Source organism: Shewanella colwelliana ATCC 39565, from assembly GCF_000518705.1.
Lineage (GTDB): Bacteria > Pseudomonadota > Gammaproteobacteria > Enterobacterales > Shewanellaceae > Shewanella > Shewanella colwelliana.
The window spans coordinates 1-14,106 of record NZ_JAEC01000033.1 but is presented as its reverse complement, the minus strand read 5'-3'; the positions used below and the strand labels follow the sequence as shown (position 1 = coordinate 14,106).

The 14,106-nt window shown below is 45.6% G+C and carries 15 protein-coding genes and 1 rRNA gene; 5 read left to right on the top strand and 11 right to left on the bottom strand.

Translation table 11 applies throughout. The features are described from left to right. Window positions 1–102 precede the first annotated feature (102 nt). Window positions 103–363, top strand: a complete 261-nt coding sequence (locus L876_RS0113845) for a hypothetical protein (protein ID WP_139151853.1) — start codon at window positions 103–105, stop codon at window positions 361–363. A gap of 32 nt (window positions 364–395) precedes the next feature. Here L876_RS0113845 and mog read toward each other — a convergent pair whose 3' ends face one another. From mog to L876_RS0113805, 8 genes are all read right to left on the bottom strand, one after another. Next, window positions 396–929, bottom strand: coding sequence for a molybdopterin adenylyltransferase (mog, locus tag L876_RS0113840; RefSeq protein ID WP_028764351.1), 534 nt, complete (start codon window positions 927–929; stop codon window positions 396–398). Between the two features lie 146 nt (window positions 930–1,075). Further along, the gene (locus L876_RS0113835) at window positions 1,076–1,972 is read right to left on the bottom strand and encodes a GGDEF domain-containing response regulator (protein WP_028764350.1); all 897 of its coding nucleotides are present in this window, start codon (window positions 1,970–1,972) and stop codon (window positions 1,076–1,078) included. Between the two features lie 140 nt (window positions 1,973–2,112). Next, complete coding sequence (locus L876_RS0113830; RefSeq protein WP_069670913.1) at window positions 2,113–2,628, bottom strand: NlpC/P60 family protein; 516 nt, start codon at window positions 2,626–2,628, stop codon at window positions 2,113–2,115. A gap of 22 nt (window positions 2,629–2,650) precedes the next feature. Beyond that, window positions 2,651–3,967: an anaerobic C4-dicarboxylate transporter gene (locus L876_RS0113825; RefSeq protein WP_028764348.1), complete on the bottom strand. Its 1,317-nt coding sequence runs from the start codon at window positions 3,965–3,967 to the stop codon at window positions 2,651–2,653. Between the two features lie 286 nt (window positions 3,968–4,253). Continuing rightward, entirely contained in the window at window positions 4,254–5,438 is a 1,185-nt protein-coding gene (locus L876_RS0113820; RefSeq protein ID WP_028764347.1) for a BaiN/RdsA family NAD(P)/FAD-dependent oxidoreductase, read from the bottom strand. A gap of 76 nt (window positions 5,439–5,514) precedes the next feature. Beyond that, a complete protein-coding gene (gpsA, locus tag L876_RS0113815) occupies window positions 5,515–6,537 on the bottom strand; it encodes an NAD(P)H-dependent glycerol-3-phosphate dehydrogenase (protein ID WP_028764346.1) in 1,023 nt (340 codons plus the stop codon). A 6-nt stretch (window positions 6,538–6,543) separates the two neighbouring features. Continuing rightward, the gene (gene secB / locus L876_RS0113810; RefSeq protein WP_028764345.1) at window positions 6,544–7,035 is read right to left on the bottom strand and encodes a protein-export chaperone SecB; all 492 of its coding nucleotides are present in this window, start codon (window positions 7,033–7,035) and stop codon (window positions 6,544–6,546) included. Window positions 7,036–7,240: 205 nt separating this feature from the next. Beyond that, window positions 7,241–7,675: a rhodanese-like domain-containing protein gene (locus tag L876_RS0113805; RefSeq protein WP_028764344.1), complete on the bottom strand. Its 435-nt coding sequence runs from the start codon at window positions 7,673–7,675 to the stop codon at window positions 7,241–7,243. 240 nt (window positions 7,676–7,915) lie between these two features. Here L876_RS0113805 and gpmM point away from each other — a divergent pair, with 240 nt between their 5' ends. Genes gpmM through L876_RS0113785 form a run of 4 tightly spaced genes read left to right on the top strand, consistent with a single transcriptional unit; the run spans window position 7,916 to window position 12,616 of the window. Continuing rightward, window positions 7,916–9,460, top strand: a complete 1,545-nt coding sequence (gene gpmM / locus L876_RS0113800; RefSeq protein WP_028764343.1) for a 2,3-bisphosphoglycerate-independent phosphoglycerate mutase — start codon at window positions 7,916–7,918, stop codon at window positions 9,458–9,460. A 58-nt stretch (window positions 9,461–9,518) separates the two neighbouring features. After that, the gene (locus L876_RS0113795) at window positions 9,519–10,604 is read left to right on the top strand and encodes a murein hydrolase activator EnvC family protein (RefSeq protein WP_081730716.1); all 1,086 of its coding nucleotides are present in this window, start codon (window positions 9,519–9,521) and stop codon (window positions 10,602–10,604) included. 33 nt (window positions 10,605–10,637) lie between these two features. Continuing rightward, entirely contained in the window at window positions 10,638–11,843 is a 1,206-nt protein-coding gene (locus L876_RS0113790) for a S41 family peptidase (protein ID WP_028764341.1), read from the top strand. 14 nt (window positions 11,844–11,857) lie between these two features. Then, window positions 11,858–12,616, top strand: coding sequence for a divergent polysaccharide deacetylase family protein (locus tag L876_RS0113785; protein WP_028764340.1), 759 nt, complete (start codon window positions 11,858–11,860; stop codon window positions 12,614–12,616). Window positions 12,617–12,625: 9 nt separating this feature from the next. On the opposite strand, the gene L876_RS0113780 is transcribed toward L876_RS0113785, so the two are convergent. The 3 genes from L876_RS0113780 to rrf form a co-directional block, all read right to left on the bottom strand. After that, a complete protein-coding gene (locus L876_RS0113780) occupies window positions 12,626–13,078 on the bottom strand; it encodes an Rrf2 family transcriptional regulator (RefSeq protein WP_028764339.1) in 453 nt (150 codons plus the stop codon). A 10-nt stretch (window positions 13,079–13,088) separates the two neighbouring features. Continuing rightward, on the bottom strand, window positions 13,089–13,343 hold the full coding sequence (locus tag L876_RS0113775) for a YkgJ family cysteine cluster protein (protein WP_028764338.1): 255 nt from the start codon (window positions 13,341–13,343) through the stop codon (window positions 13,089–13,091). Between the two features lie 527 nt (window positions 13,344–13,870). Then, window positions 13,871–13,986 (bottom strand): 5S ribosomal RNA (gene rrf / locus L876_RS0113770). Window positions 13,987–14,106 lie beyond the last annotated feature (120 nt).

Here is a 14,106-nt window from a genome sequence, read left to right as displayed (position 1 = left end):
TAAAATTAGTCGCGACTCATGTCAGTCATTAGCCTAATCGCCACAAAGCGCTTTGATTTCTATGATAGAGTGGCATTTTTTAAAATGCTGTCAGGTAAACATGTGAACAAGCAACTTTTTAAAACCAAGCGAGCCCTAGGACTGGTGATACTCGTATCGACAGTTTCAGGTTGTGCCAGTGCGCTATGTGATGCGCAAACCGATCGCGCTATTGACCCATTACAACAAGAATCAGAGAGAGTACGCTGTGAGCGACTGGTGGAAGATGCAATGGCAGAACATAAAAGTGAGAGGGAGCGAGACAATGAGGCGCAACTGAAAGCCTCTATGAGTAAACACCTTAAAGCAAAACCTAGCCACTGATGTCGCTAGGTTATTCACAACAGCCTCTTAAGCTATTTTGCCTTAGGTCTAAATGGCTTTATCACCGCTTCGTCGCACTCTAGAAAGGGCCCTTCCATCAGGTCTATGCAATAAGGGATAGCTGGGAATACTGCATCGAGGCATTCACGAATCGACTTAGGCTTACCTGGTAAATTAACGATAAGTGAGTCGCCACGAAGTCCCGCGGTTTGGCGAGATAAAATCGCTGTCGGCACAAATTTTAACGACTCGGCGCGCATCAACTCACCAAAGCCAGGCATCATGCGGTCGCATACCGCTTCTGTGGCCTCGGGGGTCACATCGCGCTTGGCTGGTCCGGTACCACCTGTAGTAACAATCAAGCAGCAATCCTGCTCGTCAGCCATCCTAATAAGGGTCGCTGAAATGACATCAGCTTCATCAGGAATCACCTCATACACTGGCTCCCACTCTGATGTAAGATACTGGTTTAGCGTATCAATAATAGCCTTGCCTGAAATATCTTCATACACGCCAGCACTGGCTCTATCACTGACGGTCACAATGCCAATTTTTGCTTTTGCCATTCCATAAATCCTTATCTACTACAGGTAAAAGTGGAAAATGTGGGCAGAACGCCCAACACATAGTGTGGCCATAAAATAACATATTTTACGCTTACTGAGACAGTGCTAAATGGGAAGAACAAGCCGATCTTCGCTTCGGCTTATGGCTAGTGGCTGGTTTGTGAAAGGTAATGCCCTTGATCATAGCAGACGATGCAATTACGTCCGTCAGCTTTAGCCTTATAAACCGCCTCATCGGCCAGTAACATAAGGTGTGAGAAGTCGAGATTATCGGCATTGACATTGACGACGCCAAAGCTACCCGTTAGCGGTAATCCCATTGGTTTGAGGTTCTGTAATAACTGGCGCACGGACTCAGTTTTATCAAGCACCTCCTCAATGCCCGACTCCATTAGAATCACAAACTCCTCCCCCCCCATGCGGGCAACCACATCCTCTTTACGAAAGGATTCTTGCAATAGTTTTGACACGATTTGCAATACCAAGTCACCGACATGGTGGCCATTAAAGTCATTGATATGGCGGAAACCATCTAAATCTAACAACACAATAGAGAGTGCCGTTTGATGACGCTGTATTTTCGACAAGCTTTGATGGGCGCGCTCCACCAAAAAATGCCGATTATACAAACCCGTTAGCTGGTCATGTAATGCAAGAAAATTAAGTTTATTGCCCTGAGACTGCAATTGAATATGGGTAGCAACGCGTGCCTTAAGGATAACCGCTTGAATAGGTTTACAGACAAAGTCTGCGGCACCACTATCCAGCATTGTGAGCCCTTCGCCATCGTCATTAACCAGTGCCAGAACGGGGATATTTTGAGTTTCAGGATTGGACTTTAACTGCTGCCAAACACTAATATCCGAGTCATCAAGAAGTGCCATGTTTAACAAAATTAACTCAGGTTTTTGCATGGCAGCAATGAGGCACTGCTCAACGGTGTCTGCAGTCAGCAGACGATATTGCCCGGTCAAAAACTGGCACACCGAATGACAGGCTTCACTCGCCCCATCAACAACAAGCACTACAGGTAGTTGTTCCATGCACCCCTCAATCTACGCCCAGTTTCCAAATTGATGACGTCTTAATATCAGTTTAGCAGAAACTGGTTCCAACAAAGGCTGGACGTAAACACATAACAGATGAGCGGTTGCACTGGATGACCGAACTCATCCAGCGCAATTTATAGTCGACGCGATTGCCAATACTTTTGCTGCCAATAACGATTGTCCAATCGAGATATCATTACCCCTTGGCTCGTTGAAGCATGTAAAAAACGTGAATCACTTAAATAAATTCCGACGTGCCTTGTCGACCAGCCCGTTTTAAATAGGACTAAATCTCCCGCTTGTAAATTGGCTTTGCTAATTGGCTTCCCTAGTTTTGCCAGCTCTTCCGTGGTGCGGGGTAACGGCAGAGCAAGTATCTCGCTGTAGGCCAGCACCACCAGCCCGGAACAATCAACCCCATGATGACTCATGCCACCTAAACGATAGCGAACGCCCTGCCATTGCTGAAAAAAGCTAAGTAGCTTGGTTTCAAACTCTTGTACCGAAATACGTTGCGATGAAGCGGAAGTAGGCTGAACATTTTTCATGTCAGCAACAGGAGGCGACGATGCACAGCCGCTTAGCATGACGATTAACACGACAAAGAATAACCGCACACAATCTCCCAACGAGGACCTTGGTAGCACCATAGGACTACCAAGGTTTATGACATCAATTAATGGTTATTGATATAAAGTAACCCACAACGGTTGCAGTCGTCACCCCGATAAAACCTGGCAGTATAAAACTATGGTTTAACACATACTTGCCAATACGTGTCGTACCACTGCGATCAAAGCTGATGGCCGCTAAGTCACTAGGATAAAATGGAAAGAAGAAGTAAGCATAGCAAGCGGGCAGCACGCCAATTAATACAGGCGCCGGGATACCCAGAGAAAACCCTAACGGCAGCATAATGGTTAACACCGCAGCTTGGCTTTTCAAAAATACCGACACCACAAACATCGCAATGGCAAATGTCCAAGGATATACAGCAACAATATCACTGACCGACTCAACCAAATACGATTTATGGTGACCGATAATGGTGTCACTCATCCACGCGATACCAAAGATAATGATCACAGCGGTCATGCCTGCCGTGAACACATTGCTTGTAGCTATTTTTTTAGGTGATACATTGGTCGCCAGTAAAATAATCCCCCCCACCGACAGCATCATAAACTGAATAGCCACAGACATTTTCACCCCTTCAGGTAAAAGCTGTTTACTGAATAACGCTATAATGATGACCGATAATATCCCCAATAAAAACACTATGAGGCCTTTCTTAGCCGTAGAATCTTGACTGTCGCTTGCACTAGTGGTGGTTTCGGGGTCGAGCAATGACGCCTTAAACTCTGGATCTTGCAGACGCGCTTGGAATTCAGGGTCATTATCTAAGTCTTTACCGCGTTTAAGGCTCCATAGGCAAGCAACCAATACACCAATCAAGGTTGATGGAATCGTCACCATCAGTACATCGATAAGGCCAATATCGAGTTGATTGTCCACAGCCGTAGCAATGACGACTGCAGCAGCGGCTGCGATGGGACTTGCTGTGATCCCCATTTGTGAGGCTACAGTGGCAATAGCCAATGGACGCTCAGGTCTAATTCCCTTTTTGTATGCCACATCATAAATAACAGGCAGCAATGGGTACACAGAGTGTCCGGTCCCCACTAATACGGTGAGCGAATAAGTACACAAAGGGCCAAGAAATACGATCTGCTCTGGGTGCTTACGCAGTAAACGCTCGGCATAACGCACCAAGAGCTTTAGGCCACCAGTGGCTTCCAAGGTCGCCGAGGCCGCCACCACAGCCAAGATTATCAACATCACGTTTATGGGCGGTGAGCCTGGCGCGATGCCAAACACAAACGCCAAAATGGATACCCCTAAGCCACCGAGCAGGCCAAAGGCTATTCCTCCATAACGGATCCCAACAAAGATCACCGCCAACAGCAACATCATATGAATAAAAAACATTCGTTAGTCCCCCATATTTGCTCATCAACAATGAGCGGTAGAGTACGCCATCCTTAGGTAAATTATTGTTGTTGTCGTCCATGACCTAACGCTAGTTATACGCCTGCGCAGCAAGACAACATAGCGATAACAAACCAGAGAGTGAAGGGGATCAAGCTAAGTGAGAACTTCTATTAATATCTGTGAGCTGAAAGGCGTTCAGAGTAATTACTCAATGGCAGAGTGACGCTCTGTCATTGAGTTGTTCTGGTAAGTTGAAATTGTATGGGTACTTTCGCTGACAAAACTAAACCGCTTGACCTACTGCGACACCCGATGCCCAAGCCCACTGGAAGTTGAACCCTCCTAGCCAACCGCTAACGTCCATCACTTCACCGGCAAAGAATAATCCTGGCACCTTCTTGCTCTGCATATCTTTTGAAGATAGTTCGTTGGTATCAACCCCGCCTAAAGTCACTTCAGCGGTACGATAACCTTCGGTACCGTTCATCAGCAGCTCCCAATCGTGCAGATCGGCAATGACTTGATCGCGCTGGGCGTGGACTAATTGATTAAGCGCCATATTCAGTAGCGACTCTTCAAATAACACCTCTACCAAGCGTTTAGGTAGCCATTGACTCAAGGTGTTACGCAAACTCTGTTTAGGATGGTTTGCCAATGCTTGAGCGAGTGCTTCGTTGGCATCCATATTTGGCAGCAGGTTAATTGAAATGGTTTCACCGGGTAGCCAATAGTTAGATATTTGCAACACAGCAGGACCAGATAAACCACGATGGGTAAACAGTAAAGCCTCGCTAAACTGGGTGCCGTCTTTCGCCGTAATGGTACTCGGTACCGCTATCCCTGACAGAGCCTCAAACTTTTGTTTTTGTTCGCTGTGCCAAGTAAAGGGCACCAATCCAGCATAGGTAGGTAACACCTTAAGGCCAAACTGTTCTGCAACATGATAACCAAAAGGTGTGGCACCCAGTTTGGGCATAGATAAGCCACCGGTTGCGATGACCAATGACTCACAGCTTAAGTCACCATTTGAGGTCGACAGTAAAAACTGACCACTGTCCACTTTAGCTATATTGGTTATCTCTGTACGCAGCTTAACGCTGACGCCCGCCCATTCACATTCAGTGAGCAGCATGGTTACAATCTCTTTAGCTGAGTCATTACAAAACAGCTGGCCGTGATCCCGTTGATGATATTCAATACCATGACGTTCGACCAATTCGATAAAATCTTGCGAGGAGTAGCGCGCTAACGCCGATTTCACAAAATGGGGGTTACCACAAATAAAGTTAGCCGGTTCGACTTTTTGGTTGGTAAAGTTGCAACGACCACCGCCGCTGATGAGAATTTTTCGCCCAGCTTGCTTAGCGTTGTCTAGCACTAATACATCACGACCTCGATAACCCGCTGTCGCGGCGCACATAAGACCCGCAGCACCTGCTCCGATAATGATCACGTCATGATGTTTCACTGAAATTGCCTTTACCTTACATACAAAAAGGGCGCTATTTTAGCACCCTTTTTACTATTCACATAAACCGATACGCTTATGAGTCGCTATCTGATGTCTCAGATTTTTTATCTCGAGATAACAGGGCTTTCGCCGCTTCATGGGGCGTTCCACCTTGATAAAGCACCCGATAGACCTGCTCTGTGATCGGCATCTCGACACCAAGTCGCTTAGCTAAGGTATAGACCTCTTTGGTATTGCGATAACCTTCAACCACTTGCCCAATCTCTTTCTGGGCAGTTTCAACATCTTGACCTTGGCCAAGTGCTAAACCAAAGCGACGATTACGAGATTGATTGTCAGTACAGGTCAACACTAAGTCACCTAAACCCGCCATCCCCATAAAGGTTGATGGCTGTGCGCCAATGGCCTCGCCAAGTCGCGTCAACTCAACGAGTCCACGGGTGATTAACGCTGTACGAGCATTAACACCAAAGCCAATTCCGTCAGACATTCCCGCACTAATCGCGATAACGTTTTTAACAGCACCACCAAGTTGTAGGCCTGTAAAGTCATCGTTTGCGTAAACACGCAAGCGCTTAGGGCTGTGCAGCAGTTCTACGAGCTCTTTAGTAAAGTGCTCATCGGTTCCTGCTACTGCAATGGCTGTTGGCATCCCCGCCGCTAACTCTTTAGCAAAGGTTGGCCCAGACAGCACAGCTAGTGGATACTTGTCACCAAGCACCTCTCGCGCCACTTCTTGAAGCAAACGGCCGGTTTCTGGCTCTAACCCTTTGGTCGCCCAAACGATACGAGAGTCGTCGCGTAGCAGCGGTTTAGCCTGCTTTAGTACCACACCAAACACATGGCTTGGCACGACAACTAACACATTGTTAGAGGCCGCTAGCGCCGTGGCAAGAGAGGCTTCAGGAATGAGTAAGTCAGGCAGTGCAATACCGGGTAAAAACTCACTATTACATCGATCACGCTTAAGGTTCTCGATATGTTCGGGCTCGTGGCCCCAAAGCAGTGTTTTATGACCGTTACTGGCTAAAGAAATAGCAAGGGCGGTGCCATAAGAGCCCGCCCCCAGTACCGTAATATCGGCTGTGTTGTTCATGCGTGATTAAGCGTTCGCTTCTTCAGCAGACTCAGGAGCCGCTTCAGCTGCAGCTTGACGCTGTTGAACGTACTGTGCAAATAGTGCGTCAAAGTTAACTGGTGCTAGGTTTAGCTGTGGGAAAGTACCACGAGCAACTAGGCTACCCACGGCTTCGCGAGCGTATGGGAATAGAACGTTAGGGCAGTATGCACCTAAAGAGTGAGCCAATTGCTGTTCAGTTAGACCACCAATCGCAAAGATACCTGCTTGTTGTACTTCACATAGGAATGCTGTTTCTTCGCCATTTTTAGCGGTAACAGTTAGAGAAAGTACCACTTCATAAACATCGTCAGCTAGCTTAGCGCTACGAGTGTCAAGGTCTAGCTTAACTTCTGGGTTCCACTCTTTTTGGAAAACAGCTGGGCTGTTTGGCGTTTCGAAAGAGATGTCTTTAGTGTAAACACGTTGAATGTTGAACTGTGGACCCTGTTGTTCGTTATTTGCTACTTCAGCCATAATTTCCTACCTAATAATTTGTTGGACTCTCCCTAAGGGAGAATCTTCTTTAGGGCTTTTGTTACTCGAGTCCTAAACTAGATCTCAGCCACCATCCCGGTTTTAGTTTTTTCTTGAACGATGGACGCATCGCTCAAGCCATTTTTTAAAGAGATGACACTCTACTCAAAGACGCCTTAAAAAAGCAATCTTTGAATGGGTATAATTAGCGCTTGGCCTTAGCCACAGGTAAATTACTTTGTTGCCACTCACCCATACCGCCTTTGAGATTATAAACAGATTCAAAACCTGCTTTTACCATCAGCTGGGCTGCTTGTGCCGAGGTCATTCCAGCATTGCATACCATTATAATGGGACTGGCTTTATACTTTTCAAGGGCTGATGCCTGATTATTTTTAATTTCTGATAACGGAACGTTAACAGCATCAACAATATGACCTTTTTTAAACTCTTCTTTTGAGCGAACATCAATCACTTTGGCGTCTTGCTTGTTAATTAACAACGTCGCTTGTTGATGATCTACGGTTTTGATTTTAGAAACACTAGACTTAAGAACGCTTACAATAAGTGCAACAAATAAACCAATCCAAGCAAGGCTAAGCATTGGGTTGGCTTTAAAAAATTCAATATATTCTTGCATAGTTTACGGCCTACTTCTGTGGCTTGAAAGACTGTCAGGGCAGAGAGTATAACCGATTGCGACATCATATTGCAGCAAGTTGTTAGCCTCTTAAGTGTCCCGCTTATTTGGCAACAGTCTAAAATGTGACAAGGTCGATGGCCTCTATCGGTGTAAATCGCTTTTTGATCTAGGGCGTCCGTAGTAATATTTAACCAATTTTAGAATTCAATCTTTGTTTTTAAACTTAAAGGTACCACCATGACGACACGCAAACGCCCATTGGCATTGCTCATCCTCGATGGCTGGGGTTACCGTGAGAATACCCATAACAATGCGGTATATCACGCCAACACACCAGTACTCGATAGACTCAACCAACAATATCCAAATAGTTTGATTTCTGGCTCAGGCCTCGACGTAGGTTTACCCGATGGACAAATGGGCAACTCTGAAGTTGGCCACATCAATATCGGCTCTGGCCGTGTGGTTTACCAGGAGTTAACTCGCATCGGCAAAGCCATTGATGACGGTGAATTTGATGCCAACCCAGCATTAGTCGCTGCCGTTGATAAAGCCATTGCCGTCAATGGTGCGGTGCACATCATGGGGTTACTCTCTCCTGGTGGTGTTCATAGCCATGAAAGCCATATTGAAGCCATGTGCAAAATGGCTGTTAAACGTGGTGCAAAGAAGGTTTATCTGCATGCCTTCCTTGATGGGCGAGATACACCACCTCGGAGTGCAAAGTCTAGCTTGGCACACTTCAATGAAGTTTTTGCCGCTTTAGGCACAGGTCGTGTTGCCTCGCTCATTGGCCGTTACTACGCCATGGACAGAGACAACCGCTGGGATCGCGTATCTCAAGCCTATGAGCTGATCACCGAAGGGAAATCACAACATCAATATACTGATGCTGTTGATGCACTGGAGGCGGCCTATGCACGTGATGAGAATGATGAGTTTGTCGCAAGCTCTGCTATTACTGATGCTGATGGTCAGGTTGCAACGCTTAATGATAACGACAGCCTAATCTTCATGAACTTTCGTGCTGACCGCGCTCGTCAAATCACTCGTAGCTTTGTTAATCCTGACTTCGACGGTTTTGAGCGTGCAGTCACGCCTAAGATTAACTTTGTCATGCTGACAGAATATGCTGGCGATATTAATGCCGGCATTGCTTATCCATCAGTTGATTTAGTTAACACCTTGGGTGAAGTGCTACAAAACAGTGGTAAAACGCAGTTACGTATCTCTGAAACTGAAAAATATGCCCACGTCACTTTCTTCTTTAATGGTGGCAAAGAGGAGCCTTTCGAAGGCGAAGATCGGATCCTAATCCAATCGCCTAAAGTAGCGACTTATGATCTGCAACCAGAGATGAGCTCTACCGAGTTAACCGATAAGTTAGTCGCAGCGATTGAGTCAACCCAATATGACGTCATCATCTGTAATTACCCTAACGGCGACATGGTCGGGCACACTGGTAACTTTGATGCGGCAGTTAAGGCTTGTGAGGCTGTCGATACCTGTATTGGCCGCGTTGTAGAAGCTCTTGCTAAGGTCGATGGTGAGTGTTTGATCACCGCCGATCACGGTAATGCAGAGCAGATGACAGACGAGCAAACAGGCCAAGCGCATACGGCACACACCAGTGAGTTAGTACCGCTAATTTATGTTGGCCGTAAAGGTGAAATATCACCTAACGGAAGACTAAGTGATTTAGCCCCAACCATGTTAACCTTGATGGAACAATCAGTTCCGTCAGAGATGACTGGACGCTCTATTATCACGTTAAGCGAGTAATACCTCTTTGCTTTTGCGAAACTGTTTTAATAAAGCCAGCATTTTTGCTGGCTTTATCATGCTCTCTTGTACTGTTCAGGCATCAGACCTAAAACAGCGACAAACCGAGCTTGAAGCACTGCAAAAGCAGATAAGTAGTCAGCAATCGACACTCAAAAACACCAACAAACAACATGAAAGGCTCATCAGTTTACTAAAAAAAGATGAGCAAGCGATCGCAGAAGCTGCCAAGAAGGTTAACAAGACCAAGCAAGCGTTAACCGCCACTGACAATAAGCTTACAGAACTTGATAAGCGTAAAGCAGAACTAGACAAACTCAAAAAGACCCAGCAAGACACGCTCTCCAATCAACTGGCTAGCGCCTACCTAGCGGGCAACCATGATTACACTAAAATGCTGCTCAACCAACAGAGCCCGGCAACCATTGAACGCCTATTGGCTTACTACCAATACCTCAATAATGCGCGTATGGCCTCTATTAATGAACTGCAAAAAACCTTAACCGAACTAGTTTCCGTTGAAACAGCACAGCGCCAGCAAAAGAATCGCCTCAATGAATTAGTATTAAATCAGCAGCAACAAGCAAAAGCACTGAACCAAGAGCAGGCACAGCGGCAACAAACCTTAACCCAGCTAAAGCGCACGCTTAATTCCCACGGAGCAAAACTAGAGCAACTTCAAATTGAAGAGGCCAGCTTAAAGCGAGTTGTAGAGCAAGCGCTCAAGGCGATGCAAGATAGCCCAGCCATGAATGGCTTAGTTAGCAATAAAGGTTTGAGGTGGCCCACCAAAGGACGCATTAAATCTGGCTTTGGCAGCCAACGTTCGGGACAAGTGAAGTGGAAGGGCATCATGCTCTCTGCGCCAGAGGGACAAAACATCAATAGCATTGCTGACGGACAAGTGATCTATGCTGACTGGTTACGCGGCTTTGGCATGGTAATGGTGATCGATCATGGTAAAGGTTATATGAGCCTCTATGGTCATGCCCAAACATTGCTAAAGAGTGCTGGTGATGCGGTTAAAAAAAGCGAAACCATCGCACTGGTCGGACGCTCGGGTGGACAAACAGAACCTGGCCTATACTTTGAGGTAAGGCACAAGGGGCAAGCTGTCGATCCTGCGAGATACTGCAGACGTTAATACAGCCACAACCCCGTTTAAAAGGGGTTGTATATGTCTAATATTATTCGTTATCTCACCTGTATTGCCCTCGGATTAACCTTAGGTTTGTCCATCACTCTATCAGGACAAGAGAACGCAGAACGTTTCGAATCTAAACTCAATTACCCACTACTCATCGACGTAATTAATACCGTTGAAACCTACTATGTCGATAAAATAACCCAGGAAGAGTTAATCGAAGCCGCCATCGATGGCATTTTTGCTAAGCTCGACCCCTATTCAAATTTTCTCGATAAAGATGCCTTCACCGATATTCGAGATGCCAACGCTGGCGAATATTTTGGCTTTGGCATTGAGATAGCGACCGATCAAGACTATGTCACCATTATCAGCCCCTTCCCTCACTCGCCAGCGGCCAATGCGGGCATACTACCTGGCGACAAAATAGTCAAAGTAAACAACGAGTCTGTTAGCGCTAATCACCTCGACAATGTATTAAAAGAGATTAAATTTCATAGCCAAAACAATCTCGCTATCAATTTGTCACTTACTCACCATAACTCTGATGCGGTGTTTGATGTAACACTTAAACCGAGTGTTATCGACGTTAATTCTGTCAGAGCTGAGTTACTTGGTGATGGAATTGGTTATATTAAGCTCTCAAGCTTTCAAGAGGACTCCAATGAAGATCTGATTCATCAACTCACTCAATGGCAAGGACAACCCATGAATGGTTTAATATTGGATCTGCGTAATAATCCCGGAGGACTATTAGACCAAGCCATAAAAATCGCTGACCTTTTTCTTGCTAAAGGGCGAATCGTATCAACCCGTGGCCGTTTTTTCGATGCCAACTCCGACTACTTCGCTTCTCCACAAACCTTGTTTTCCAAGTTGCCATTATTAGTGCTTATCAACAAAGGGTCGGCGTCAGCCTCTGAAGTACTGGCTGCCGCCCTTCAGGAAAATGGTCGCGCAACGGTAATTGGTGAGCAGAGTTTTGGTAAAGGGACGGTGCAAAGTTTAATCCCGACCTTAATGGACGGTAACGCAATAAAGTTGACCACCGCACATTACACTACCCCAAAAGGGCGAGATATCCATAGTATTGGTATAGAGCCAGACATAAAGATAGTAACTGAAGCTGTTACTGACCTACAAAGTATGCCTATAATCGTTGAACTGTCGCCCCATGAAGATATAGCTCAAGATCACATCATCAACTCGGCTATTACATGGATAAAAACCAATAGTTAGTGAATCCAAATTCTGTGCGCTTATTACTTTTATTTGCCGTCTTATTTTCTGTCAGTCCAGTTAATGCCTCACAAGTTTCAATCATCATTGACGATATCGGATATCGTCAAACCGATGAGGCCGTACTGACCCTCCCCTCAACAATCACCTTATCGGTGTTACCTCATACGCCACTTGGACAGAACATAGCCATGAGTGCCAACAAACGTGGCCATGAAATAATGCTTCACATTCCAATGCAGGCATTAAATGGCAAAGTATTAGGACCCGGCGGGTTAACGAACCAAATGGGCGAAGTAGAATTTAAGCACACAATTAATCAGGCACTTGATAGCATCCCCTACGCGAAAGGGGTAAATAATCATATGGGTAGCCTGCTTACTCAACTCGATGAGCCGATGCAGTGGTTAATGGAGAGTTTGAAACAGCAGGACAGTTACTTTGTCGATAGCATGACAACACGATATAGCAAGGCTGCTGACACGGCTAATATGCTGGGTATACCGCTACTTAAACGACAACTATTTCTAGATAATGATGTCACTGAAGCTGCATTAGAAAAGCAATTCCAACAGCTAATTCAGCTAGCTAACGCTCAAGGAAGCGTGGTAGCAATAGCTCACCCTTATCCAGAAACAATACGGTTTCTCAACGAGAATTTACCAAGACTAGCTGAACAAGGGATAACGCTAGTGCGGACCTCCTCTCTGTTACCCTATCGTGTTGCACAACAGGAGCCCAAAAACAGCCCAACTACCACACACCTACGTTAATGAGTGAACTTATAGCTCTAATACCGGAATAGAAAGATCGGGTAGCAATGCTTTGAGCTCTTGGCGATTACTGACAATATCAGCCAATGTATAGCGATCTAGTACCGCCAAATATGCATCGACAGCCTCAGAAAGAACGCCTTTTAACTGGCAAGCAGGCGTAAAACGACAGTAAGGTTTGCTGCAATCAATTGGTGCTAATGAGTTTTCTAAAATACGAACCAACTGACCTATATTGATCTGATCAGCCGCCATTCCAAGCCTGAATCCACCACTTTTACCTCGAATGGTTTGCAAGTAACCCTCTTTCCCCAAATGATGCACAATTTTAGATACATGATTGGGCGACAGATCAAACACCTCAGTGATCTCAGCAATTCTGAACAACGCCTCTCTTTCAGGAGAAAGTGCTAAATACATTAATGTACGAATACCAAAATCTGTATAACGCGTTAACTGCATAGTGAACCTTTTAAGACTGAGTCGCTGCTTCGAGTGAAGAGATCAACCATAATGCCTCTTCATTAGTCGTACCACAAACATCTTCTGTTGCCGCAAACCGATCACATAGATCGGGGCGTTCAGGTTTGCCAAAAATTTTACAAAGATTGTCATCATTCAACTGAATACAACGCACACCAGCGGGTTTACCTTGGGGCATTCCAGGTATGGCACTAGTTATTGAAGGCGCTATACAACAAGCACCACATCCGAGACGACAGTTCATGACCAATATTATACCTCTATTTACGTAGCATGTTACCCATTCAGATCACACGCGATTGAGATTCCTTGCGAAGTAGTATGATTGGAACTGTGACCAGAATTTATCAAGCATTATCAAGATGGGCAGACACAGTGGCATTACCAGTGAACAGCTCTCAGGTGGCCTGCCTACTTGAATGGAAGCCCGCCTACCATACGAATAGGACACATGTTTACCATCCATGCACAATAGCTCCCCCTTGCTCGTGTAATTATTTCACAAGCGGGCTTTATCGACTCTCTTTACGAGAAATTAAGCACCTAGAAATGAGCGACTCTTTATTATCCCCGAAGAGGACACATGGGCGTGCCAGCAACCGAGACGCATAAATGCAGTGTCTTGGGCGAAATGGGTAAGACACGCACGTGCTAAAGTAGATAAGTAACCCGTCTCACTTAAGGGCTGTCTCACGCTAATGATCTATTATTTTAAAAGGCCCAAACGCAAAAAAGCCACCTTAATAAGGTGGCTTCTCTACTTAATTAGGCGCCTGGAAATGACCTACTCTCACATGGGGAGACCCCACACTACCATCGGCGCGATTGCGTTTCACTTCTGAGTTCGGGATGGGATCAGGTGGTGCCACAATGCTATGGTTTCCAGACAAATTTGGTAAATTTGAAAAGCTGCTCTCAATTCTGTATTTCAAGAAGCAAGAGATATTAAAATTGAATCACACTAAATCAAGTGTCTGTATTCTTTCGCTAAAGTTAACCATTAACTG

What these genes read in the sequence shown, in the direction of transcription:
- mog (WP_028764351.1), bottom strand. Translation starts at nt 929, where the DNA reads ATGGCAAAAGCAAAAATTGGCATTGTGACCGTCAGTGATAGAGCCAGT.
- L876_RS0113835 (WP_028764350.1), bottom strand. Translation starts at nt 1,972, where the DNA reads ATGGAACAACTACCTGTAGTGCTTGTTGTTGATGGGGCGAGTGAAGCC.
- L876_RS0113830 (WP_069670913.1), bottom strand. Translation starts at nt 2,628, where the DNA reads ATGGTGCTACCAAGGTCCTCGTTGGGAGATTGTGTGCGGTTATTCTTT.
- L876_RS0113825 (WP_028764348.1), bottom strand. Translation starts at nt 3,967, where the DNA reads ATGTTTTTTATTCATATGATGTTGCTGTTGGCGGTGATCTTTGTTGGG.
- gpsA (WP_028764346.1), bottom strand. Translation starts at nt 6,537, where the DNA reads ATGAACAACACAGCCGATATTACGGTACTGGGGGCGGGCTCTTATGGC.
- secB (WP_028764345.1), bottom strand. Translation starts at nt 7,035, where the DNA reads ATGGCTGAAGTAGCAAATAACGAACAACAGGGTCCACAGTTCAACATT.
- L876_RS0113805 (WP_028764344.1), bottom strand. Translation starts at nt 7,675, where the DNA reads ATGCAAGAATATATTGAATTTTTTAAAGCCAACCCAATGCTTAGCCTT.
- gpmM (WP_028764343.1), top strand. Translation starts at nt 7,916, where the DNA reads ATGACGACACGCAAACGCCCATTGGCATTGCTCATCCTCGATGGCTGG.
- L876_RS0113795 (WP_081730716.1), top strand. Translation starts at nt 9,519, where the DNA reads ATGCTCTCTTGTACTGTTCAGGCATCAGACCTAAAACAGCGACAAACC.
- L876_RS0113790 (WP_028764341.1), top strand. Translation starts at nt 10,638, where the DNA reads ATGTCTAATATTATTCGTTATCTCACCTGTATTGCCCTCGGATTAACC.
- L876_RS0113780 (WP_028764339.1), bottom strand. Translation starts at nt 13,078, where the DNA reads ATGCAGTTAACGCGTTATACAGATTTTGGTATTCGTACATTAATGTAT.
- L876_RS0113775 (WP_028764338.1), bottom strand. Translation starts at nt 13,343, where the DNA reads ATGAACTGTCGTCTCGGATGTGGTGCTTGTTGTATAGCGCCTTCAATA.